Source organism: Micromonospora sp. NPDC005161 (assembly GCF_053599855.1).
The window spans coordinates 63,641-86,241 of record NZ_JBSFYQ010000024.1 but is presented as its reverse complement, the minus strand read 5'-3'; the positions used below and the strand labels follow the sequence as shown (position 1 = coordinate 86,241).

Below are 22,601 nucleotides of genomic sequence, written 5' to 3'. Positions count from 1 at the left end.
GGTCAGCTCACGTTGGCCGGGCCCAGGACGCTCTTCAGGTCACCCATCAGCGCGGTCGTCGCCGCCACCCGGAACGGACCCAGCCGCAGGGTGGTGGTGCGGCCGCCGTTGAGCAGCTTGACGTGCACCTCGGTGTCGCCGGGATGCAGCACCAGGGTCTCCTTGAGCCGCTCCACCAGCGGCGGCGTGCACCGGTGCACCGGGATGGTGAGGGTGACCGGCTTGTTGGTGGCGCTGGTGCTGACGTCCGGCATGGACATGTCCATCGCCATGATCCGTGGGGTGTCGTCGCGGCGGTCCACCCGCCCCTTGACCACCACGATGGCGTCCTCGGCGATGTACTGCCCGATCACCTCGTAGGTGTTGGGGAAGAACAGCGTCTCCACCCCACCGGCCAGGTCCTCCAGGGTCGCCGAGGCCCAGGCCCGGCCCTGCTTGGTGACCCGGCGCTGCACCCCGGAGAGGATGCCGGCGAGGGTGACCACCGCGCCGTCCGGCACCGCGCCGTCCTCGGCGAGGGAGGCGATGGTGGTGTCGGCCGCCGCGCCGAGGATGTGCTCCAGGCCGAACAGCGGATGGTCCGAGACGTACAGGCCGAGCATCTCGCGCTCGAAGGCCAGCTTGTCGCGCTTGTCCCACTCGCTGTCGCCGATGGTCGGCATCACCGTCGTGCTGCCGGTGTCGGCGTCACCGAAGCCCGCGCCGAAGAGGTCGTACTGGCCGACCGCCTCCTTGCGCTTGACGTCGGCGTAAGCGTCGATGGCGTCCGCGTGCACCGCGAGCAGGCCCTTGCGCGGGTGCTCCATCGAGTCGAAGGCACCCGCCTTGATCAGCGATTCGATCGTCTTCTTGTTGCAGACCACCGCGTCCACCTTGGACAGGAAGTCGTAGAAGTCGGTGTAGTCGCCCTTCTCCTGCCGGCAGCGCATGATCGAGGCCACTACGTTCGCACCGACGTTGCGCACCGCGGCCAGGCCGAAGCGGATGTCCGTGCCGACCGGGGTGAACGGCCCGGCCGAGGTGTTCACGTCCGGTGGCAGCACCTGGATACGCATCCGGCGACACTCGGACAGATAGAGGGCCATCTTGTCCTTGTCGTCACCAACCGAGGTGAGCAGCCCCGCCATGTACTCGGCGGGGTAGTGCGCCTTGAGGTACGCGGTCCAGTAGGAGACCAGGCCGTACGCGGCGGAGTGCGCCTTGTTGAAGGCGTACCCGGCGAACGGCACCAGGACATCCCAGACCGCCTGGATCGCCTCGTCGGAGTAGCCGCGCTCGCGGCAGCCGTCCCGGAACGGAATGAACTCCTTGTCGAGGATCTCCTTCTTCTTCTTGCCCATCGCCCGGCGCAGCAGGTCGGCCTGGCCGAGGGTGTAACCGGCGAGGATCTGCGCGGCGCGCTGCACCTGCTCCTGATAGACGATCAGGCCGTGGGTAGGTGCCAGGATCTCCCGCAGCGGCTCCTCCAGCTCCGGGTGGATCGGCGTGATCTCCTGGAGGCCGTTCTTGCGCAGCGCGTAGTTGGTGTGCGAGTCGACGCCCATCGGGCCGGGCCGGTACAGCGCCAGGACGGCGGAGATGTCCTCGAAGTTGTCCGGCTTCATCAACCGCAGCAGCGAGCGCATCGGGCCACCGTCGAGCTGGAACACGCCGAGGGTGTCACCACGGGCCAGCAGCTCGTACGCGGCCGGGTCGTCCAGCGGCAGGCCCAGCAGGTCGAGCTTCGTGCCGTGGTTGAGCTCGATGTTCTTGACCGCGTCGTCGATGATCGTCAGGTTGCGCAGGCCGAGGAAGTCCATCTTCAACAGCCCGAGGGACTCGCACGTCGGGTAGTCGAACTGCGTGATGATCGCCCCGTCGGCGTCCCGGCGCATCAACGGGATGTGCTCGATGATCGGCTCGGCGGACATGATGACGCCGGCGGCGTGCACGCCGGTCTGCCGGATCAGCCCCTCGATGCCCTTGGCCGTGTCGATCACCTTGCGGACGTCCGGGTCGGAGTCGTACAGGCCGCGGATCTCGCCGGCCTCGGCGTAGCGCGGGTGCTTCGCGTCGAAGATGCCGGTGAGCGGGATGTCCTTGCCCATCACGGCCGGCGGCATCGCCTTGGTGATCCGGTCGCCGACCGCGTACGGGAAACCGAGCACCCGGGCCGAGTCCTTGATCGCGGCCTTCGCCTTGATCGTGCCGAAGGTCGCGATCTGGGCGACCTTGTCCTCACCCCACTTGTCGGTGACGTACTTGATCACCTCGCCGCGCCGACGCTCGTCGAAGTCGATGTCGACATCGGGCATCGAGACGCGCTCGGGGTTGAGGAACCGCTCGAAGATCAGGCCGTGCTGGATCGGGTCCAGGTCGGTGATGCCCAGCGCGTACGCGACGAGGGAGCCAGCGGCCGAACCTCGGCCCGGACCCACCGCGATGCCCTGGTTCTTCGCCCACTGGATGAAGTCGGCGACCACGAGGAAGTACGACGGAAAGCCCATCTGGTTGATGACGCCCAGCTCGTACTCGGCCTGGACGACGTGCCCCTCGGGGATGCCGTTCGGGTAGCGGCGGGCCAGCCCGGCGAAGGTCTCCTTACGGAACCAGGTCTCCTCGGTCTCCCCCTCCGGGACCGGGAAGCGCGGCATCAGGTTGTGGAACTCGAACATCCCGGTCGGGTCGACCTTCTCGGCGACCAGCAGGGTGTTGCGGCAGCCCTGCTGCCACAGCTCGGAGGAGTCGACCGCGCGCATCTGGTCGGCGCTCTTGATGAAGTAGCCACCGCCCTCGAGGCGGAACCGGTTCGGGTCGTCGATGTTGCTGGCCGTCTGCACGCAGAGCAACACGTCGTGCGCGGTGGCCTGCTCCTCGACCGTGTAGTGCGAGTCGTTGGTGACCACCGGCGGGATGTTCAACTTGCGGGCGATCTCGGTGAGCCCCTCACGGACCCGACTCTCGATGGAGAGGCCGTGGTCCATGATCTCGACGAAGTAGTTGTCCTTGCCGAAGATGTCCTGGTAGCTGGCGGCGACCTTGAGGGCCTCGTCGAACTGGCCCAGCCGCAGCCGGGTCTGCACCGCGCCGGACGGGCAGCCGGTGGTGGCCATGATCCCCTCGGCGTGCTCGGCGATCAACTCCATGTCCATCCGCGGCCACTTGATGTAGTGCCCCTCCATGGACGCGCGCGAGTTGAGGGTGAACAGGTTCTTCAGGCCCTGCGCGTTCTTCGCCCACATCGTCTTGTGGGTGATCGCGCCGTTGCCGGAGACGTCGTCGCTCTTCTGCTCCGGCCGACCCCACTTGACCCGCGCCTTGTGGTAGCGCGACTCGGGCGCCACGTACGCCTCGACGCCGAGGATCGGGGTGATCCCAGCGGCCATCGCCTGCTTGTAGAAGTCGTTCGCGCCGTGCATGTTGCCGTGGTCGGTGATCGCCACCGCCGACATGCCGAGCCGGTTGGCCTCGGCGAACAGGTCCTTGAGCCGGGCCGCCCCGTCGAGCATCGAGTACTCGGTGTGCACGTGCAGATGCGCGAACGAATCGGCCATGCGTGGCGCCCCCCGGCGATTTGGATCTTGGTGGTCGGAGCCGACCGGGACCTACCCTACCGAGGTGATCTCGGCGGCTCCACCGTCCGCGCCGAGGGTGGCCCTCGTCTCCCCCACGGCTAGTCTCGGAGGATGGCGAGGTACTACGACGTGCACCCGGAGAACCCGCAGCCCCGGATCATCGGCCAGGTCGCCGACCTCATCCGCGGCGGCGGGCTGGTCGCCTACCCGACGGACTCCTGCTACGCGCTCGGCATCCAGCTGGGCAACCGGGACGGGCTGGACCGGATCCGCCAGATCCGCCACCTCGACGACCGGCACCACTTCACGCTGGTCTGCCGGGACTTCGCGCAGCTCGGCCAGTTCGTCCAGATCAGCAACTCGGTCTTTCGCCTGGTGAAGGCGTCCACCCCGGGCAGCTACACCTTCATCCTGCCGGCCACCCGTGAGGTGCCCCGCCGGATGCTGCATCCCCGCAAGCGCACCGTGGGTGTCCGCGTACCCCGGCACACCGTGACCCAGGCGCTGCTGGCCGAGCTGGGCGAGCCGCTCGTGTCGAGCACCCTGACCCTGCCCGGCGACGACGAGCCGATGACCCAGGGGTGGGAGATCAAGGAGCGGCTCGACCACCAGCTCGACGCGGTCCTCGACGCCGGCGAGTGCGGCAAGGAGCCGACGACCGTGGTCGACCTGTCCGGGCCGGAGCCGGAGATCCTGCGCCGGGGCGCCGGGGACCCGTCCCGCTTCGAGTAGGGCGCCCGGCTCGGATCGGGTGCCGGACCGTACGCGGGTGGACGGGCGCACACCATCAGGGTGGTGGTCCGCTAGCGCGCCGGTTCGCGGTCGAAGCCAGTGTCAGGATGCCACCGCCTCCGGGGCGGATCGGCGCCGCGCGCGGAACAGTTCGCCGGCCGCCACCCCCAGCAGCACCAGGGCTGCGGCGACGCCCAGCGCCAGCCCGGGCAGGTGCGCCGCCAACGGCGCCAGGGCGATCGCCGCGACGACACCGATAACGTGGGACAGCGGCACCCGCCCGTAGACCTCGTGTTCCAGGACCGCCCGACCGCAGAGGAAGAGCCCGGCGCCACCCAGGATGAGTGCGGTCATGGGGCTGCCGGGCCGGTCCTCCGGCAACGCGATGATCCCTTCGACGCCGGCGGCCGTGCACACGACACCGGCCACCATCAGCCAGTGGGCGTACGGATTGGTCTGCACCAGCCGCGCCCGGTGCGGTGACGCCTCGATGGCGCTGCGGAGCGTCGCGCCCGCTCCCTGGGCGTAGCTCCACCAGAGCACCACGGCCGTCAGGAACGCGGTGCCGAAGGCGCCGATCCGACCGGGGGTGAAGGGCTGGTGGCTCAGGCTGAGGACGCTGACCAGAACGAGTTCGCCCAGGGTGAGGATGTAGATCTGCTGGTACCGCTCGGCGAGGTGCTCCGGCGCCACCCGGTACCTCGGCAGGGGCGCCCGACCGGGGATGGGGAAACGGAACCCGAACGCGATGTAGTCCACGGCCAGCGCGGCGAGCCACACGACGAGCCGCCACCCGGGGTCGGCCACGAGGCCGCCGACCACCCAGAGGGTCCCTGAGCAGAGGTTCCAGACCATGGCGCGGAGGGAGCGCTCCTGCCCCTGCCGACCGCGCAGGGACCGGATGAGCACCAGCCCCCGGCCCAGGTTTATCGCGGCCCAGGTCCCACCGAAGACCAGTCCGTGGTCACGGAACGCCGTCGGCAGCGCGGCGGACATCAGCATGACGCCGAACATGATGCCCAGGATCAGGTAGGGAATCGGTTGCTTCCGCGGACTGTAGGTGTCGGTGATCAACGTCGTGGTCACCCACACCGCCCACAGCGTCGACAGGGCGAGCAGCGCCTGGCCGATGCCGGTCCAGGTCTGCTCGGCCGCCATCTTCTGCGAGGCCAGGGTCAGGCTGGCGATGAAGGCGAGGTCGAAGAACAGCTCCAGCAGGTCCGCACGCTGCGGCCCCTCCGCCGCGCGGGTCAGCGGCCGGCGCGGGCCGCGCGTCACCGGCATCCGCTCGTACTCCCGCCCACCCGGCGGCCGGCGGGCGGCGCCGCGACCACGGCCTGACGGCGCTTCTCCGCCACGGTGACAGCTTCACATCCGAGGGACCGCCACCGGGCGCGTTCGCCCGCACCGCGACGGCGAGCGACCGCACCCGCACCCTCCGGCCGCTCGAAGGGGCACCGGCAAACACGATGTTATTGCTGTAGACAACAGTGTGTGCCACACAGTATGGTGTGACACATGGTTAGCGAGGACGTTCTACGGACGCACCTACAGGAGCTGCGTCGAGGCACCGTCGTGGTAGCCAGCCTGGTCGCGCTGCGCCGACCGGACTACGGCTACGCACTGCTGCAACGGCTCACCGACCACGGCTTCCCGGTCGACGCCAACACGCTCTACCCGCTGCTGCGCCGCTTGGAGGACCAGGGCCTGCTGACCAGCGAGTGGAACACCGAGGAGAGCCGGCCGCGCAAGTTCTACCGGACCAGCGACGAGGGCGAGTCGATGCTGCGCCGACTCCTTGACGACCTCGCCGCCGTACAGACCTCCATCACCGGACTGATCCAAGGAGTGGACCGATGAACACCCTGACCGACCGCTATCTCGCCGCCACTCTGCGCTCGGTTCCCACCCCTCGCCGGGACGAGATCGCCAGCGAGCTGCGCGCCTCGATCGAGGACATGATCGAGGACCGGGCCGGCGGCGGCCAGGAACCCACCACCGCCGAGCGGGAGGTGCTCACTGAGCTGGGCAACCCGGACCTCCTGGCCGCGCAGTACGCCGACCGCCGGTTGCAGCTCATCGGCCCGACGTACTACCTGGTCTGGCTGCGGCTGCTGAAGCTGCTGCTCAGCTTCATCCCGGCGCTCGTCGGCACGGTGGTGACAGTCGTCCAGGTCACGGAGGGCAAGGGCTTCGGGGCCATCGGGACCGGCATCGTCACCGCCCTCCAAGTCGGCGTGCAGATCGGCTTCTGGCTCACCCTGACCTTCGCCCTCATCGAACGCGCCCAACCCGGCACCGGCCTGCCTTACTGGACCGTCGACCAACTGCCCGACGTCCCCGTGCACAAGGACGTCTCCCTCGTCGACACCATCGCGTCGGTGGCCATGCTGGTGCTCACCATCGGCTACCTGCCGTTCCAGCACTACCAGTCCTGGGTGCACGGCAACGACGGCGACAACATTCCGATCCTCGACCCGGCCCTGTGGTCGTTCTGGCTGCCGGCCCTGATCGGGGTACTGGCCGCCACCGTGATCTTCGAGATCGTCAAGTACCGGATCGGGCGCTGGAACTGGGCCCTGTTCGGGACCAAGGCGCTGCTCAACCTGGCGTTCACGGTGCCGGTGTTGTGGTTGGCGCTCTCTGACCGGCTGCTCAACCCGGCCCTGGCCGAGCGCCTGAGCTGGCTGGCGGAGGCGGACAACCGGAACAGCCTGGGCGCTTTCATCGCGGTGGGCGTGGCCGTGGTCCTGGTCTGGGACCTCATCGACACCGCCGTCAAGACCCGCCGCCAGACGGCATGAGCAGCAGCCGACCAGGCGGCCCGGTGCGGACCCCCGCGCCGGGCCGCCGCCCGTCCGCCAAACCACGTCACCGCCGTACGTCCCGGCGAGCGGCCGTGGCGGCCGGCGTGGCCGGCGTGGCATCGTTCCGGGATGACCGTGGCACAGCGTGACGAATGGCGCCGCCCGGGCCCGACACCGGAGCAGCGCCGAATCGATCTCTGGCTCGGGCTGGGGGTGACGCTGCTGGCGCTGGTCAGCCTCACTCTGGCCCGCAGCGCCGGGGCGTTCCTGCTGGGCCCGCCGCCGTCCTGGCCGGAGCAGCTGCTCTGGACCGTCGCGGTGACCCTGCCGCTGATCTGGCGACGGCGCCGGCCGGCCGCCACCCTGCTGATCGTCGCGGTGGCGTTCATCGCCGCGCAGGCCCGGTCGGCCCCGGAGACCCAGTTCTCCTCCTGGGCCCTGTTCTGCGCCATCTACACCGTCGGCGCCTGGGGGCAGGACCATCAACTGACCCGCCGGCTGCGGATCGGCGTGATCGCCACGATGTTCGTCTGGCTGGGGATCTACTACGCGGTGACCATCGACCACATCCCGCCCGATGCCTTCGCTGACGCGGCCGGTCCGGTGCCACCGGTACTCGCCGCGATGGTCACCGGCGTACTGGTCAATGTGCTGGTCTTCGGATTCGCGTACTTCTTCGGCGAGACCGCCTGGGTGGCCGCGCGGCGCGAGCATGAGCTGCGCGCCCAGGCCGAGGACCTGCGCCGGTCGCAGGCCGAGTCCCGGGAGCGGGCGGTGCTCGGCGAACGGGTCCGGATCGCCCGGGAACTGCACGACGTGGTCGCCCACCACGTGTCGGTGATGGGGGTGCAGGCGTCCGCCTGCCGCCGGGTGTTCGACCGCGACCCGGGCAAGGCCCGCACGGCGCTGGCCGCCATCGAGCAGAGCGCCCGCACCGCCGTGGACGAGCTGCGCCGGATGCTCGGCGTGCTGCGGACCTCTGCCGGCGCCGACGCCGAGTCGCCGGCGGCCGGCGGCGTCGAACGGATCGGCGAGCTGGTCGAGCGAGCCCGGGCCGCGGGACTGACGGCCACCCTCGGGGTGTACGGCGGCCCGGTCGCGCTGCCCGAATCGGTCTCGCAGGCGGCCTACCGGGTGACGCAGGAAGCGGTGACGAACACGCTGAAGCACGCCGGAGCGGACCTGCTGGACGTGCGGGTCCGGTACCTGGCCCGGGAGATGGAGGTCGACGTGACCGACGACGGACGGGCGGGCGGCATGGCCAACGCCCTGGGGCTGGGTCTGATCGGGATGCGCGAACGGGTCGCCGCGCACGACGGCGACCTGGAGGCTGGGCCGCGTGTCGGCGGTGGCTGGCGGGTACGCGCCCGCTTCCCGCTGGCGGCGTCGGCGGACCCGCCGGTCGGCAGGCAGCGGGAGCCGAGCGACGGGCATCAGCTGGCGGCCGGCGCGGAGCGCTCGGCATGAGCACCGCACCAGCCCACGAGGCACCAGACGTCGGCCGGCCGGTCCGGGTGCTGCTCGCCGACGACCAGCACCTCGTCCGCACCGGCTTCCGGGTCATCCTCGAGGTGGAGGACGACATCGAGGTCGTGGGCGAGGCCGCGGACGGCGCACGCGCCGTCACCATGGCCCGGGCCACCGGTCCCGACGTGGTGCTGATGGACGTGGAGATGCCCGGAATGGACGGGCTGGAGGCCACCCGCCTGATCACCGGAGAGGGGCCCGCAGCGCCCGCGGTGCTGATCCTCACCACCTTCGATCGCGACGACTACCTGTTCGCCGCGCTGCGGGCCGGGGCCAGCGGCTTCCTGCTCAAGAACGGCACCCCGGAGGAGCTGGTCGAGGCGATCCGGGTGCTGGCCCGGGGCGACGGCCTGCTCGCCCCGGAGATCACCCGCCGGGTGATCTCCACCTTCGCCCGCCCCGGCGATCCGACCGGCGCCGCCCGCAACGGGCCGGACGCCGAAACCGCCCTGGCCGAGCTGACCCCGCGCGAACGGGAGGCGCTGGTGCTGCTCGCCGCCGGGGCGAGCAACGCGGAGATCGCGGCGGCCATGCACCTGGGCGAGGCGACGGTGAAGACCCACGTGAGCCGGGTGCTGGCCAAGCTCGGTCTGCGCGACCGGGTGCAGGCGGTCGTCTTCGCGTACGAGAACGGGGTGGTCCGCCCCGGCGGCTGACCGGCGTCCGCCGCACGGTGGACCCGCCGACTCAGCCGCCGGGCGGACGGCGGACCGACGTACTCGATCTAGCGTGGGTGCGTGACCAGAACACTCCGCCTGAACGGCATCGACCGCAGCTTCGGCGATCGGCAGGTGCTCAAGAGCGTGTCCTTCGAGGTGGCCGCCGGCCGGATGACCGGCTTCGTGGGCGCCAACGGCGCCGGCAAGACCACCACTATGCGGATCATCCTGGGCGTGCTCGCCCCGGACGCTGGCGAGGTGAGTTGGGGTGGTGCGCCGCTGACCCGGGAGGGCCGGCAGCGGTTCGGCTACATGCCCGAGGAACGCGGCCTCTACCCCAAGATGACCGTACGGGAGCAGGTGACCTACCTGGGCCGGTTGCACGGCCTCGACGCCACCGCCGCCCGACGCGCCACCGACACCCTGCTGGAGCGGGTCGGGCTGGGCGAGCGCGGCGACGACCTGCTGGAGACGCTGTCGCTGGGCAACCAGCAGCGCGCCCAGATCGCGGCCGCGCTGGTGCACGACCCGGAGGTGCTGGTGCTCGACGAGCCGTTCTCCGGCCTCGACCCGCTCGCCGTGGACACCGTCGTGGCCGTGCTGCGGGAACGTGCCGCCGCCGGGGTGCCGGTGCTCTTCTCCAGTCACCAGCTGGACGTGGTGGAGCGGCTCTGCGACGACCTGGTGATCATCGGCGACGGGGTGATCCGGGCCGCCGGCAGCCGGCAGCAGCTGCGCGACTCGTACACCGTGCCCCGCTTCGAGCTGGTGGTGGCCACCGACGCCGGCTGGGTCCGCGACCACCCCGGGGTGACCCTGGTCGAGCTGGACGGCGCGCGGGTGGTCTTCGACCTGCCCGCCGGCACCGACGAACAGGCCGTGCTCCAGGCGGCCCTCGCCCGGGGCCCGGTCCGCGCCTTCCGCCCGGTCAGCCCCTCGCTCACCGAGATCTTCCGAGAGGTCACCCAGTGAACGTCACCCAGGCCACCCGGCTGGTCGCCGAACGCGAGATCCGGGTCAAGCTCCGCGACCGTACCTTCCTGTTCGGCACGCTCTTCTTCCTGCTGATCGCCGCGGCGGGCACCATCCTGCCGCCGCTGCTCTCCGGCGGGCCGGAGAGCGTCGCCGTCACCCAGGAGGCCGCCGGCCCGCTGCGGGACGCCGGCCTCGACGTCCGCGTGGTGGCCGACGACCGGGCCGCCGAACAGGCCGTTCGCGACGGCGATGTGGACGCCGCGGTGGTCTCCGGTCCGAAGGTGCTCGCCATGGACGAGGCCCCGAACGACGTAGTCCGCGCGCTGAGCAGCGCGCCGCCGGTGCAGCTGCTCGACCCCGACGCGGTCGACCCGGTGGTGGCGTTCCTGGTGCCGTTCGTCTTCGCGTTCGTCTTCTTCCTCACCTCGCAGACGTTCGGCCTGCAGATCGCGCAGAGCGTCACCGAGGAGAAGCAGACCCGCATCGTGGAGATCCTGGTCGCGGCCGTACCGGTGCGAGCGCTGCTGGCCGGCAAGGTGATCGCCGGCGGCATCCTGGCGCTCGGGCAGATCGTGTTGATCGCCATCGTGGCGGTCGCCGGCATGCAGATCGGCGACAGCGGCGACCTGCTCACCCTGCTCGCCCCGGCGATCGGCTGGTTCGTGCCGTTCTTCCTGCTCGGTTTCGTGCTGCTGGCCGCGATGTGGGCGGCTGCCGGCGCGCTGGTCAACCGGCAGGAGGACATCGCCGCCGCGTCGACGCCGGTGCAGCTCGCCGTCATGCTGCCGTTCTTCGCGGTGATCTTCCTCAACGACAACGCCGCGGCCATGCGGCTGCTGTCCTACCTGCCGTTCTCGTCGCCCACGGCGATGCCTCTGCGGCTGTTCACCGGGGACGCCGCCGTCTGGGAGCCGTTCGTCTCGCTGGCCATCCTGCTGGCCACCGCCGTGGCGTTCGTGGTCGCCGGGGCGCGGATCTACGAGGGGTCACTGCTGCGGACCAACGGGCGAACCTCGTTGCGCGCCGCCTGGCGGGAGCGGGAAACCATCGGCTGAGCGCCGACGACCCGGGCGGGTGCCGTTCGTCCTCAGTGGGCGGGCGGCACCTCGTCCCAGCCGGAAAGAGGCGATTCCCGCCGGACGACCAACCGGCCCGGCGGGAATCAGCGCCCCAGTCCTACCGCGTCAGGCGTCGACCGCGGCCATCACGTCGTCGCTGACGTCGAAGTTCGCGTAGACGTTCTGCACGTCGTCGCAGTCCTCCAGGACGTCGATCAGCTTGAAGATCTTGCGCGCGCCCTCCTCGTCCAGCGGGATGTTCATGCTGGGGATGAGGGAGGACTCGGCCGACTCGTACTCGATGCCGGCGTCCTGCAGCGCGGTGCGGACCGCGATCAGGTCGGTCGGCTCGGATACCACCTCGTACGCCTCGCCGAGGTCGTTGACCTCTTCGGCGCCGGCGTCGAGGACGGCCATCATGACGTCGTCCTCGCTGGTGCCCTCCTGGGGGACGATCACCACGCCCTTGCGGGAGAACATGTACGACACCGAGCCGGCGTCGGCGAGCGAGCCGCCGTTGCGCGTCAGCGCGGTGCGCACCTCGGTCGCCGCCCGGTTACGGTTGTCGGTGAGGCACTCGATCAGCATGGCCACGCCGTTCGGGCCGTACCCCTCGTACATGATCGTCTGCCAGTCGGCGCCGCCGGCCTCCAGGCCGGAGCCGCGCTTGACGGCGCGGTCGATGTTGTCGTTCGGCACCGAGCTCTTCTTGGCCTTCTGGATGGCGTCGTAGAGCGTCGGGTTACCGGAGGGGTCGCCGCCGCCGGTCCGCGCGGCCACCTCGATGTTCTTGATCAGCTTGGCGAACATCTTGCCGCGCTTGGCGTCGATGACGGCCTTCTTGTGCTTGGTCGTCGCCCACTTTGAGTGGCCGGACATCTTCTACCTCCGTTGCTACCCGCCGTCTGCATCGACCGCACCGCTGACGCCCCGCTCCCGCCGGCGCACGCGGAGGTGCCGGTCAGCTCTGGTGGAAGCCGTGACGGGCAGATGGCCCTGCCGAATCTCAGCAATCCTACCGACGTCCCCCGGGCCGCTGTCATCCACCGCGCGGCGGCTCCGCCTCGTCCGCCCCGGAAAGGGCCACTCCGTCAGCTGGCGGTGCGCACCAGGTCCACGAAGTACGCGTGCACGCGCAGGTCACCGGTCAACTCGGGGTGGAACGAGGTGGCCAGCAGGTTGCCCTGCCGGACCGCCACGATCCGGTCGGCGGCCGGGCCACCGGTCACCTTCCCGATCACCTCGACCCCGTCACCGACCCGCTCGACCCACGGTGCGCGGATGAACACCGCGTGGAACGGCTCACCTGGGACTCCGCTGATCTCCACGGGCGCCTCGAACGAGTCGACCTGCCGGCCGAACGCGTTGCGCCGCACCGTCATCTCGATGCCGGCGAAGCCCCGCTGGTCGGGGCGGCCGTCCAGCACCTCGGTGGCCAGCATGATCATGCCGGCGCAGGACCCGTAGACCGGCATGCCGCCGGCGATCCGCTTGTCGATCGGCTCGCGCATCTCGAAGATGTCGGCGAGCTTGCTGATCGTGGTGGACTCGCCCCCGGGGATGACCAGCCCGTCGACCGCGTCCAGCTCGGCCGGACGGCGCACCGGGCGGGCGTCCGCGCCCGCCGCGGCCAGGGCCGCGACGTGCTCGCGGACGTCCCCCTGGAGCGCGAGCACACCGATCGTTGGCCCGCTCATGCGCACCGGTCGTTCCTCGCGCCTCACCAGCCGCGCTCGGCCAGGCGGTGCGGCTGCGGGATCTCGTCGACGTTGATGCCGACCATCGCCTCGCCGAGGCCGCGGGAGACCTTGGCCAGCACGTCCGGGTCGTCGTGGAAGGTGGTGGCCTTGACGATCGCGGCGGCCCGCTGGGCCGGGTTGCCGGCCTTGAAGATGCCGGAGCCGACGAAGACGCCCTCCGCGCCGAGCTGCATCATCATCGCGGCGTCGGCCGGGGTGGCGATCCCGCCGGCGGTGAACAGCACCACCGGCAGCTTGCCGCTCTCGGCGACCTCCTTGACCAGCTCGTACGGGGCCTGAAGCTCCTTGGCCGCGACGTACAGCTCGTCGGCCGGCAGCGAGGAGAGCCGGCGGATCTCCTGGCGGATCTTGCGCATGTGGGTGGTGGCGTTGGAGACGTCACCGGTGCCGGCCTCGCCCTTGGAGCGGATCATGGCCGCACCCTCGGTGATCCGCCGCAGCGCTTCGCCCAGGTTGGTCGCACCGCAGACGAAGGGGACCGTGAAGGCCCACTTGTCGATGTGGTTGGCGTAGTCGGCCGGGGTCAGCACCTCGGACTCGTCGACGTAGTCCACGCCCAGCGACTGGAGGATCTGCGCCTCCACGAAGTGGCCGATGCGGGCCTTGGCCATCACCGGGATGGAGACCGCCTCGATGATCCCGTCGATCATGTCGGGGTCGCTCATCCGCGACACCCCGCCCTGCGCGCGGATGTCGGCGGGCACGCGCTCCAGCGCCATCACCGCGACCGCGCCGGCGTCCTCAGCGATCTTGGCCTGCTCGGCGTTGACCACATCCATGATCACGCCACCCTTGAGCATCTCGGCCATGCCACGCTTGACGCGGGCGGTGCCGACGACGGGGGTGGTACCGGCGTTCGGGGCGGTGGTTTCGGACACGGGTCATCGCTCCTTGGACGTGCTCTGAGGGTGGCAGCGAAAATGCTACGCCCGAGCCAACGCCGCACCGACAGCCAATCAGACCCCCGGTGGCCTGCGATGTGGCCCTCGTCACCGGCCGTCGGAGTGGCCGGGCGCCGGCGGCCGGTCAGTTCGCGGGCACGTCCGCGGGCACCGTCAGGGTCGGGTCGTCGATGTCGAAGTACCGCGGCCACTCCCGGCCCCGCCCCATCCGCAACAACCGCACCAGCGGTCGGCTGCGCGCCGATCGGGCGTCACGCACGAGGTCGGTGTGCACCTGCCGGGACAACGCGAGCCGGCGACTGGCGGCGATGACCGCCCCACAGTCCGGATCGGCCGGGTCCAGTTGCACCCCGCGCAGCTGCCGGGTCAGGTCGTTCTCCGCCGCCTCCCGCTCGTCCGGAGGGGCGTCCAGAGCGATCCGGGCCGCCGCGTACAGCTCGACGCCGAAGCGCCGCTCGGCCAGCACGGCGGCGGCCGCCGCCCGGCGCAGCAGGTGGGCGTCGAGAGCCCGCGCCGCCAGTTCCGCGCGGCCATGCAGCCGCTCTACCCGGCCTGCGGTCCAGATGAGGTACGCCGCGACCAGCCCCACGACCAGGATCGCGGCCACCACCCACCACATGTGCGGCATCGTAGTGCTGCTCCGTTTCCGTCCGTCCGGGCACGGCCACGCCGGTCACCCGGGCGTCCGCACCATCCGTCACACCGGCTCAGCCCAGCCCCACCCATTCCTGGTCGATGACCCGCCCATCGGTTGCCTCGATCGCCGCTGCGTATACCTCCAGAACACGGCGAGCAACCACCGGCCAGTCGTAATTCGCCACCACCTGATCGCCGCAAGCGCTCAGCTCGGCCCGACCGGCCGGGTCGTCCAGCAGGTCGGCCAGCACGTCGTGCAGCCCCGTCGGGTCGCCGGTGGGGAAGAGCCGCCCGGCCCGCCCGCCGTCGAGCACCCGCCGGAACGCGTCCAGGTCGCTCGCCACCACCGTCGTGCCGGCGGCCAGCGCCTCGGTGAGGATCATGCCGAACGACTCGCCGCCGGTGTTCGGCGCCACGTAGAGGTGCACACTGCGCAGCATCCGTGCCTTGTCCGGCTCGGAGACCAGCCCGAGGAAGGTCACCCGCTCGCGCAGCTCGGCCGGGAACTGGTCGTACAGGTCGTCGGCGTCACCCGGGCCGGCGACCAGCAGCCGCAGCTCGGGGCGGGTGGCGGCCAGCTCGACGAAGGCGTCCCGCAGCACCGGGAAGCCCTTGCGCGCCTCGGTGAACCGGCCCAGGAAACCCAGCGTGCCGCCCGTACCCGGAGTGCACTCCCCCGGCCAGCCGGGCAACGGCTCGGCGTCGGCGAACTTGGCCACCGCCACCCCGTTGGGAATCTCCACGGCGCCGCCGTCCATGTGCTCCACCTGCACCTTGCGGGCCAGGGCACTGACCGCGATCCGGGCGGTGATCCGCTCTAGCACGATCTGGAGCACACCCTGCGCGGCGGCCAGCACCCGCGAGCGGGTCATCGCGGTGTGGAAGGTGGCCACCACCGGACCGCGGGCGGACAGCACCGCCAGCAACGACAGGCTCAGCGTGAGCGGCTCGTGCACGTGCAGGACGTCGAAGTCGCCGTTGGTGATCCACCGCCGGACCCGGGCGGTGGAGACCGGGCCGAACGCGATCCGGGCCACCGAGCCGTTGTACGGCAGCGGCACGGCCCGGCCGGCGGAGACCACGTACTCCGGCAGCGGAGAGTCCTCGTCAGCCGGGGCGAGCACGCTGACCCGGTGGCCGAGCGCGATCAACGCTTCGGCGAGGTCCATCACGTGGTTCTGCACGCCGCCCGGGACGTCGAAGGAGTACGGGCACACGATGCCGATCCGCATGCGTCAGCGCCCCTCGTCCGAGACTGTGGGGCTCCGCCTCACCGTGCACCCACCCCCTCAGGCCTGACCGGTGGCCGACGAGGGCAGCGCGGCGCCGCCCCCCGTCCCCCGCTGGTCCAGCCACATCCGCTGCAACATGTGCCAGTCTTCCGGATGCCGGGCGATACCCGCCGCCAGACGGTCGGCGATCATCTGGGTCAGCGACCGGACCCGCTGGTCCAGCGGCCCGGTCTCGGGTGCGGGCACCGGCAGCGGGCCGGAGAGCGAGGCGCACGCCGCGTCCGTTTCGTACCACAGTGACGCCACGTAGAGCGGCGCTCCGGTGTGCAACGCGAGCAGGGCCGGCCCGGCCGGCATCCGGGTCTTCCCGCCGAAGAAGTCCACCTCCACCCCGCGGGCGGAGAGATCCCGGTCGGCCAGCAGCGGCACCACCGCACCGGTGCGTACGCGATCCAGCAGCACGTCGAACGCCGGGCGCGGCCCACCGTGGGTCGGCAGAATCTCCATCCCGAGGACCTCTCGGAACGCCAGGAAACGCTTGTACACGCCCTCCGGCTTGAGCCGCTCCATGACCGTGGTGATCGGCCAACCGGTGGCCGCCACCCAGGCGCCGGCGGCATCCCAGTTGCCGGCGTGCGGCAGCGCCACCACCGCGCCCCGGCCGGCGGCCACGTCGGCGGCGAGCAGCTCGGCGCCGTCGAGCCGGAAACTGGACAGGATCTGCGACCGGCTCAGGGCGGGCAGCCGGAACGCCTCCATCCAGTACCGGGCGTACGAGCGCAACCCGCGCTTGACGAGATCGTCCAACTCGGCGTCGGGCAGCTCGGGGCCGACCACCCGGCGCAGGTTCGCGCGCAGTCGGGCCGTACCCCCGCCGCCGGCGCGGTGGGCGCGGTCCGCGCCCGCCTGGAACGCCGCCGCCACCAACGGCCGGGGTAGCGCGCGGACCACCCGCCACCCGGCGATGTAGCCCAGCTCGGTGAGGTTCACGCGACTCGGCCGCCGGTCGTCCGACGCCGGGTCGCCGGCACGCCACTCACGCCTGACCGTCCGGCTGGAGCTGTTGGGCCTGGCGGTAGACGTGCGCCATCCGCTGCCCCACCGTGAAGATCGACACTGCGGCGAGCAGCCAGAGCGCGATCTCCAGCGCCGGGTCGACGCCGACGCCGGTCAGGATTCCGCCGACCCCGACGATGAGCAGCCGCTCGGTGCGCTCGGCGATGCCCACGTTGCAGGTCATGCCCAACCCCTCGGCGCGGGCCTTGACGTACGAGACCAACGCGCCAGCGGCCAGGCAGAGCAGCGCGGCGGCCACTCCGGAGTGGTTGTTCTGGGTGGCCAACCAGTACGCGACCGCGCCGAAGACGGCGCTGTCCGCAACCCGGTCCATGCTCGAATCGAGGAACGCGCCGAACCGGGTGGAGCCACCGCTCATCCGGGCCATCGTCCCGTCGAGCAGGTCCGTGAGCGCGAAAACGGTCACGATCAACGCGCCCGCGACCAGATGGCCGCGGGCACCGAAGCCGAGGGCACCGATGAGCACACCGACGGTGCCCGCAACGGTGACGGCATTGGGGGTGACGCCCGCACGGAGCAGGGCGCGTGCGATCGGCTCGACGACGCGGGTCATCCCCGCGCGGGCCGACACTTGGAAGATCTTCGCCATGGCGGTCCCCACGATAACGGTCCGCCCAGCTCCGGCGATACGGCCGGTCCCACCGACCCGCCCGGGGGAGGCTTGTGCCTACCCGGCAACGGGTGTGAGATCGAGCCAGGAGGTGAGCCAGCTCACCCGTCCGCCCGTCCCGTTCCCGCTGTGCAGCAGACCACCGGAGGATATCGCCGCGCACTCGCCCCGGGCCGCTTCCCGTCGCGCGGCGGTCGCCACCAACCACCGGCTGAGGGAGGTGCGCCCCATGGCGCAGAAGAGTCAGGAGAAGGGTCCCGCCGGCGGCACGCCGGTGGTGACCGAACCCGACAGGGTTCGCAACGTGGTGCTCGTCGGGCACTCCGGAGCGGGCAAGACGACCCTGGTCGAGGCGCTGCTCGCGGCCACCGGCACGATCGGCCGGGCCGGCAACGTGGTCGACGGCACCACGGTCAGCGACCACGACCCGGCGGCCGTGCGCCAGCAGCGCTCGGTGAGCCTGGCCTGCGCGCCCCTGCTGCACAACGGCATCAAGGTCAACCTCCTGGACACCCCGGGGTACGCCGACTTCGTCGGCGAGCTGCGCGCCGGGCTGCGGGCCGCCGACGCCGCGCTCTTCGTCGTGTCCGCGGCCGGCGGGATGGACGCGGCCACCGTGGCGCTGTGGGAGGAGTGCGCGGCGGTCGACATGCCGCGTGCGGTCGCGGTGGCCCGGCTGGACCAGCCGCGCGCCGACTTCGACGAGGCGGTGGCGCTCTGCCAGCGGGTCTTCGGCGACAACGTGATGCCGCTGTACCTGCCGATGCTCGGCGACGACGGGGTCTCCACCGTCGGCCTGCTCGGCCTGATCACCCGCCGGGTCTTCGACTACACCGCCGGCCTGCCCGCCGACGTACGCGAGCCGGACCCGGAGCACCTGCCGGCCATCGCCGAGTCCCGCAACGAGCTGATCGAGGGGGTCATCGCCGAGAGCGAGGACGAGACCCTGATGGACCGCTACCTCGGCGGCGAGGAGATCGGCACCGAGGTGCTCGTCGAGGACCTGGAGAAGGCGGTCGCCCGAGGTCACTTCTACCCGGTCGTGCCGGTCTGCGCGGAGACCGGGGTCGGGTTGGACGCCCTGCTGGAGGTGCTGACCGCCGCGTTCCCGTCGCCGCTGGAGCACGAGGTGCCGCCGGTGGCCGGCGTGGACGGCTCGCCCCGCCCTCCGCTGACCTGCGACCCGGCCGGGCCACTGGTCGCCGAGGTGGTCAAGACCACCGTCGACCGGCACGTCGGGCGGGTCTCGCTGGTCCGGGTCTTCTCCGGCACGCTGCGCCCCGACCAGACCGTGCACGTCTCCGGGCACGGCATGGCCGAACGCGGCCACCCCGACCACGACGCCGACGAGCGGGTCGGGCACATCTACACCCCGCTGGGCGCCACCCTGCGCGAGGTGTCACTCTGCGTGGCCGGCGACATCTGCGCGATCACCAAGTCGGGCAGCGCCGAGACCGGCGACACCATCTCCGCCAAGGACGACCCGCTGCTGATCGCGCCGTGGGAGATGCCGGAACCGCTGCTGCCGGTGGCGATCGTCGCGCGGAGCCGGGCCGACGAGGATGCCCTGGCCCGCAACCTGGCCCGGCTGGTGGCCGGCGACCCCACGCTGCGGCTGGAGCGCAACCCGGAGACCCACCAGCTGGTGCTCTGGTGCATGGGCGAGGCGCACGCGGACGTGGTGCTGGACCGGCTGCGCGCCGGCGGCGTGGAGCTGGACACCGAGCCGGTCCGGGTGTCGCTGCGCGAGACGCTGACGGTGCCCGCGAAGGGGCACGGCCGGCACGTCAAGCAGTCCGGCGGCCACGGCCAGTACGCGGTCTGCGACATCGAGGTGGAGCCCCTCCCCCGGGGTGGCGGCTTCGAGTTCGTCGACCGGGTGGTCGGCGGCGCGGTGCCGCACAACTACATCCCGTCGGTGGAGAAGGGCGTCCGCGACCAGCTGGAGCGCGGCCTGGTCGCCGGCCACCCGGTGGTGGACCTGCGGGTGACCCTGGTCGACGGGAAGGCGCACAGCGTGGACTCCTCCGACGCGGCCTTCCAGACCGCCGGCGCGCTGGCGCTGCGCGACGCCGCCGAACGTGGCCAGCCGGCGCTGCTGGAGCCGATCGACGAGGTGACCATCCGGGTACCGGACGGCTCGGTGGGCGCGGTGATGGGCGACCTGTCCGGCCGGCGCGGCCGGGTGCTCGGCACCGAGCCGGACCCGGACGCCGAGGGCCGCACCCTGGTCCGCGCCGAGGTGCCGTCCACCGAGCTGCTCCGCTACGCCGTCGAGCTGCGCTCGATGACCGCTGGCACCGGCACGTTCCGCCGCCACTTCGTCCGCCACGACCCCATGCCCGCCCACCTGGCCGACCAGGCCCGCAAGGAACAAACCCCCTAACCACCCGCCCCGCCCCGCCGCCGGCGATCATCGAGTTGTGGTGCCGGACAGAACGGGAAGGCGTGGCTATAACGCCCACCACAACTCCATGATCGGCGAAAGTGGGGATTGGCGGGGCGGGGCGGGGGCTTCCGCCTTGCGCCTGTCGAGCTGCCCCGGAATCGGGGCAACACCGCACCGCGCGCACAGAGCCGGCGGGACACCGCGCGCACAGAGCCGGCGGGACACCGCCCGAGATCCGGGGCAGCTCGACAGCGGACAGCATCGACATCGGTGGGGAGCCTCCGCGCGGGACCCGGAGTTGAAGCGGGCCTGCCGGCACGGGGTCGAGAGCGGCCGTGCGGGGTCAGCAGGGGAAGCGGCCCCCGCCGGGCCCGGGATGGGAACCCCTCGCAGGTCGGGAAGAACACGCCAGCGCGGATCAGGGGTGGGTGACGGGGTGGGTGGGGCGGGGCCAGTGCGGGCGGTCGGCGTCCCGCAGGGCGGCGGTGCGCAGGGCGGCCAGCTGGCGCTCCACCTCGGCGAACTGATCCAGCGGCAGCGGGCCCCGGTGCAGCGCGGCGGCGTTCTCCTCGACCTGTTGGACCGTACGGCAGCCCGGGATCGGGACGGTGCGCCCGCTGCGGGCCCAGATCCACCCCAGCGCGCCCTGCGCGAGGGTGCGCCCGTCGGCGGTGAGCGCGGCACGGACCACGCCCACCCGGCGCAGCCACTCCGGTGCCGGCCGGCCGCCACGGAACCACTCCAGCCAGCCCGGGGTCAGCCCACGCACGTCGTCACGGGGCAGCGTCGAAGCGGCCGAGTACTTGCCGGTGAGCAGCCCCATTCCGAGCGGCCCGCGGTTGACGCTGGCCAGGTCGTACTTGTCGCAGATCGCGAGCAGTTCGGGGGCGTCGTGCAGCACCGACAGGGTGTGCTGCACGGCGGTGGCACCCGCGGCCGCGTGCCCGAACGCGGTCGCCCGGTCGGGGCGGTCGGTGCTCCACCCGTACGCCCGGATCAGGCCCTCGGTCACCAGGTCCTCGCAGGCGCCGATCAGCGCCTCGGCCCGAGGCACCGGCAGGTCGGCCAGGTGCAGCTGGTACAGGTCGATCCGGTCGGTGTCCAGCCGGCGCAGCGAGTCGGTGACCGCTCGCCGCAGGTAGGCCGGCGACGCGTCCTCCCCGGTCGCCTGCCGGCTCGCCTCGTCGAAGGTGTAGCCCCACTTGGTGGCGATCACGGCCTCGTCGCGGCGGCCGGCGAGCGCACGCCCGAGCACCCGCTCGCCGTGCCCGGCGCCGTAGGTGTCGGCGGTGTCGAACAGGGTGACGCCCAGGTCGAGCGCGCGGCGCACCGCCCGCACGGACTCGTCGTCGTCGACCGCGCCCCAGCCCAGCGGCTGGGTCCCCTCCGCCCAGGGGCCGCCGATCGCCCAGCACCCCATGCCGAGGGCGCTGACCTCGATGCCGCTGCGCCCCAACGTCCGTGTCGTGACTGCCATCGAACGATCGTGCCACCTCCACCGAGTCCGGACGTAGCGGTTCCCGGGCCGGGGACGTCGGTGCGCGAACGCCGGTGCGGTGCGGCATGATCGGCCCATGCAACGGCTGGGCGTGGACATCGGCGGCGTGCTCATCGAGCCGGCTGACGAGGACGCCGACACGTCGTTCTTCGGCGCGCACTACCTGCGCACCCCCGCCGTCGACGGGGCGTTCGACGCGCTGGCAGCGCTCGGCCCGGAGTTCGACGAGGTGCACCTGGTCTCCAAGTGCGGCGAGGCCACCGAGCGGCGGACCCGGGAGTGGCTCGCCCACCACGACTTCCCGGCACGCACCGGCATCCCGGTCGAGCGGCTGCACTTCTGCCGGACCCGGCCGGACAAGGCGCCGATCGCCCGGCGGCTCGGGCTGACCCACTTCGTGGACGACAAGCTGGAGGTGCTCGGCTACCTCGACTCGGTGCCGCACCGCTACCTGTTCCGCCCCCGTCCGGCGGAGGTCGCCGCGCACGCCGGGCTGCTGCCCCGCGTACACCGGGTGGAGAACTGGCCGGAGCTGGCCGGCCTGCTGCGCGCCGGCTAGCCGGACCGGCGCGCACCTCGCGCGCCGGCGCGACGGGTCAGGAGGGCCAGGCGCGGGCGAGCAGGTCGCGGGTGTCGCCGAGCAGCTGCGGCAGCACCTTGGTGCGGCCGATGACCGGCATGAAGTTCGCGTCGCCGCCCCAGCGCGGCACCACGTGCTGGTGCAGGTGCGCGGCGATGCCGGCGCCGGCCACCCCGCCCTGGTTCATCCCCAGGTTGAAGCCGTGGGCGTTGCTCACCTTGCGGATCACCCGCATCGCGGCCTGGGTGAACGACGCCAGCTCGCTGGTCTCCGGCCCGTCCAGGTCGGTGTAGTCGGCGACGTGCCGGTACGGGCAGACCAGCAGGTGGCCCGGGTTGTACGGGTAGAGGTTGAGCACCACGAAGACGTGCTCGCCGCGGGCCACGACCAGGCTCTCCTCGGGCGGCAGCTTGGGCGCCCGGCAGAACGGACAACCGGTCGGCTTCTCGTAGCCCTCGGCCGGGCGATCCTCGCCGGAGATGTACGTCATCCGGTGCGGCGTCCAGAGCCGCTCCAGGCCGTCGGCCATCCCGCCGCTGTCCGTGTGCCGTTCCGCCCCTGTCACGAGCCGATCCTACGGAGCCGGGCGGGCGGGTTGCGACACC

20 protein-coding genes are annotated in these 22,601 nt (G+C 71.8%); 9 read left to right on the top strand and 11 right to left on the bottom strand.

Annotation, left to right across the window (positions count from 1 at the left end; all coding sequences use genetic code 11):
* Positions 1–2: 2 nt before the first annotated feature.
* A complete protein-coding gene (gene dnaE / locus ACWD5O_RS22505) occupies positions 3–3,533 on the bottom strand; it encodes a DNA polymerase III subunit alpha (RefSeq protein ID WP_450086449.1) in 3,531 nt (1,176 codons plus the stop codon).
* Positions 3,534–3,665: 132 nt separating this feature from the next.
* On the opposite strand from dnaE, the gene ACWD5O_RS22500 reads away from it, so the two are divergent.
* Positions 3,666–4,286: an L-threonylcarbamoyladenylate synthase gene (locus ACWD5O_RS22500; protein ID WP_450086448.1), complete on the top strand. Its 621-nt coding sequence runs from the start codon at positions 3,666–3,668 to the stop codon at positions 4,284–4,286.
* 102 nt (positions 4,287–4,388) lie between these two features.
* Here the strand turns inward: ACWD5O_RS22500 and ACWD5O_RS22495 are convergent, their stop codons facing one another.
* The gene (locus tag ACWD5O_RS22495) at positions 4,389–5,570 is read right to left on the bottom strand and encodes a low temperature requirement protein A (protein ID WP_450086447.1); all 1,182 of its coding nucleotides are present in this window, start codon (positions 5,568–5,570) and stop codon (positions 4,389–4,391) included.
* A 234-nt stretch (positions 5,571–5,804) separates the two neighbouring features.
* Here ACWD5O_RS22495 and ACWD5O_RS22490 point away from each other — a divergent pair, with 234 nt between their 5' ends.
* The 6 genes from ACWD5O_RS22490 to ACWD5O_RS22465 all read left to right on the top strand — a co-directional run bounded on the left by ACWD5O_RS22490 (position 5,805) and on the right by ACWD5O_RS22465 (position 11,309).
* A complete protein-coding gene (locus tag ACWD5O_RS22490; RefSeq protein ID WP_450086446.1) occupies positions 5,805–6,146 on the top strand; it encodes a PadR family transcriptional regulator in 342 nt (113 codons plus the stop codon).
* Complete coding sequence (locus tag ACWD5O_RS22485) at positions 6,143–7,090, top strand: permease prefix domain 1-containing protein (protein ID WP_450086445.1); 948 nt, start codon at positions 6,143–6,145, stop codon at positions 7,088–7,090. The genes ACWD5O_RS22490 and ACWD5O_RS22485 overlap by 4 nt, the downstream gene beginning before the upstream one ends.
* A gap of 132 nt (positions 7,091–7,222) precedes the next feature.
* Entirely contained in the window at positions 7,223–8,560 is a 1,338-nt protein-coding gene (locus tag ACWD5O_RS22480; RefSeq protein WP_450086444.1) for a sensor histidine kinase, read from the top strand.
* The gene (locus ACWD5O_RS22475; RefSeq protein WP_354964164.1) at positions 8,557–9,276 is read left to right on the top strand and encodes a response regulator transcription factor; all 720 of its coding nucleotides are present in this window, start codon (positions 8,557–8,559) and stop codon (positions 9,274–9,276) included. The genes ACWD5O_RS22480 and ACWD5O_RS22475 overlap by 4 nt, the downstream gene beginning before the upstream one ends.
* A gap of 81 nt (positions 9,277–9,357) precedes the next feature.
* The gene (locus ACWD5O_RS22470) at positions 9,358–10,251 is read left to right on the top strand and encodes an ABC transporter ATP-binding protein (protein WP_450086443.1); all 894 of its coding nucleotides are present in this window, start codon (positions 9,358–9,360) and stop codon (positions 10,249–10,251) included.
* The gene (locus ACWD5O_RS22465; protein WP_450086442.1) at positions 10,248–11,309 is read left to right on the top strand and encodes an ABC transporter permease; all 1,062 of its coding nucleotides are present in this window, start codon (positions 10,248–10,250) and stop codon (positions 11,307–11,309) included. The genes ACWD5O_RS22470 and ACWD5O_RS22465 overlap by 4 nt, the downstream gene beginning before the upstream one ends.
* Before the next feature lie 129 nt (positions 11,310–11,438).
* Here the strand turns inward: ACWD5O_RS22465 and ACWD5O_RS22460 are convergent, their stop codons facing one another.
* The 7 genes from ACWD5O_RS22460 to pgsA form a co-directional block, all read right to left on the bottom strand.
* Complete coding sequence (locus ACWD5O_RS22460; RefSeq protein WP_354964161.1) at positions 11,439–12,191, bottom strand: YebC/PmpR family DNA-binding transcriptional regulator; 753 nt, start codon at positions 12,189–12,191, stop codon at positions 11,439–11,441.
* A 212-nt stretch (positions 12,192–12,403) separates the two neighbouring features.
* On the bottom strand, positions 12,404–13,009 hold the full coding sequence (gene pdxT / locus ACWD5O_RS22455; RefSeq protein WP_354964160.1) for a pyridoxal 5'-phosphate synthase glutaminase subunit PdxT: 606 nt from the start codon (positions 13,007–13,009) through the stop codon (positions 12,404–12,406).
* Between the two features lie 23 nt (positions 13,010–13,032).
* Positions 13,033–13,950, bottom strand: coding sequence for a pyridoxal 5'-phosphate synthase lyase subunit PdxS (gene pdxS / locus ACWD5O_RS22450; RefSeq protein WP_449937214.1), 918 nt, complete (start codon positions 13,948–13,950; stop codon positions 13,033–13,035).
* Between the two features lie 148 nt (positions 13,951–14,098).
* On the bottom strand, positions 14,099–14,602 hold the full coding sequence (locus tag ACWD5O_RS22445) for a hypothetical protein (protein WP_450086441.1): 504 nt from the start codon (positions 14,600–14,602) through the stop codon (positions 14,099–14,101).
* Positions 14,603–14,681: 79 nt separating this feature from the next.
* The gene (locus tag ACWD5O_RS22440; protein WP_450086440.1) at positions 14,682–15,842 is read right to left on the bottom strand and encodes a glycosyltransferase family 4 protein; all 1,161 of its coding nucleotides are present in this window, start codon (positions 15,840–15,842) and stop codon (positions 14,682–14,684) included.
* Positions 15,843–15,899: 57 nt separating this feature from the next.
* Positions 15,900–16,832: a phosphatidylinositol mannoside acyltransferase gene (locus ACWD5O_RS22435; RefSeq protein WP_450086439.1), complete on the bottom strand. Its 933-nt coding sequence runs from the start codon at positions 16,830–16,832 to the stop codon at positions 15,900–15,902.
* Between the two features lie 46 nt (positions 16,833–16,878).
* Entirely contained in the window at positions 16,879–17,508 is a 630-nt protein-coding gene (gene pgsA / locus ACWD5O_RS22430) for a phosphatidylinositol phosphate synthase (protein WP_089021603.1), read from the bottom strand.
* Between the two features lie 250 nt (positions 17,509–17,758).
* On the opposite strand from pgsA, the gene ACWD5O_RS22425 reads away from it, so the two are divergent.
* On the top strand, positions 17,759–19,915 hold the full coding sequence (locus tag ACWD5O_RS22425; RefSeq protein WP_450086438.1) for an elongation factor G-like protein EF-G2: 2,157 nt from the start codon (positions 17,759–17,761) through the stop codon (positions 19,913–19,915).
* A 421-nt stretch (positions 19,916–20,336) separates the two neighbouring features.
* On the opposite strand, the gene ACWD5O_RS22420 is transcribed toward ACWD5O_RS22425, so the two are convergent.
* Complete coding sequence (locus ACWD5O_RS22420; RefSeq protein ID WP_450086437.1) at positions 20,337–21,395, bottom strand: aldo/keto reductase; 1,059 nt, start codon at positions 21,393–21,395, stop codon at positions 20,337–20,339.
* Between the two features lie 97 nt (positions 21,396–21,492).
* Here ACWD5O_RS22420 and ACWD5O_RS22415 point away from each other — a divergent pair, with 97 nt between their 5' ends.
* Entirely contained in the window at positions 21,493–21,975 is a 483-nt protein-coding gene (locus ACWD5O_RS22415; RefSeq protein ID WP_450086436.1) for a hypothetical protein, read from the top strand.
* A 37-nt stretch (positions 21,976–22,012) separates the two neighbouring features.
* Here the strand turns inward: ACWD5O_RS22415 and ACWD5O_RS22410 are convergent, their stop codons facing one another.
* Complete coding sequence (locus ACWD5O_RS22410; RefSeq protein WP_172899152.1) at positions 22,013–22,525, bottom strand: HIT family protein; 513 nt, start codon at positions 22,523–22,525, stop codon at positions 22,013–22,015.
* Positions 22,526–22,601: the final 76 nt, after the last annotated feature.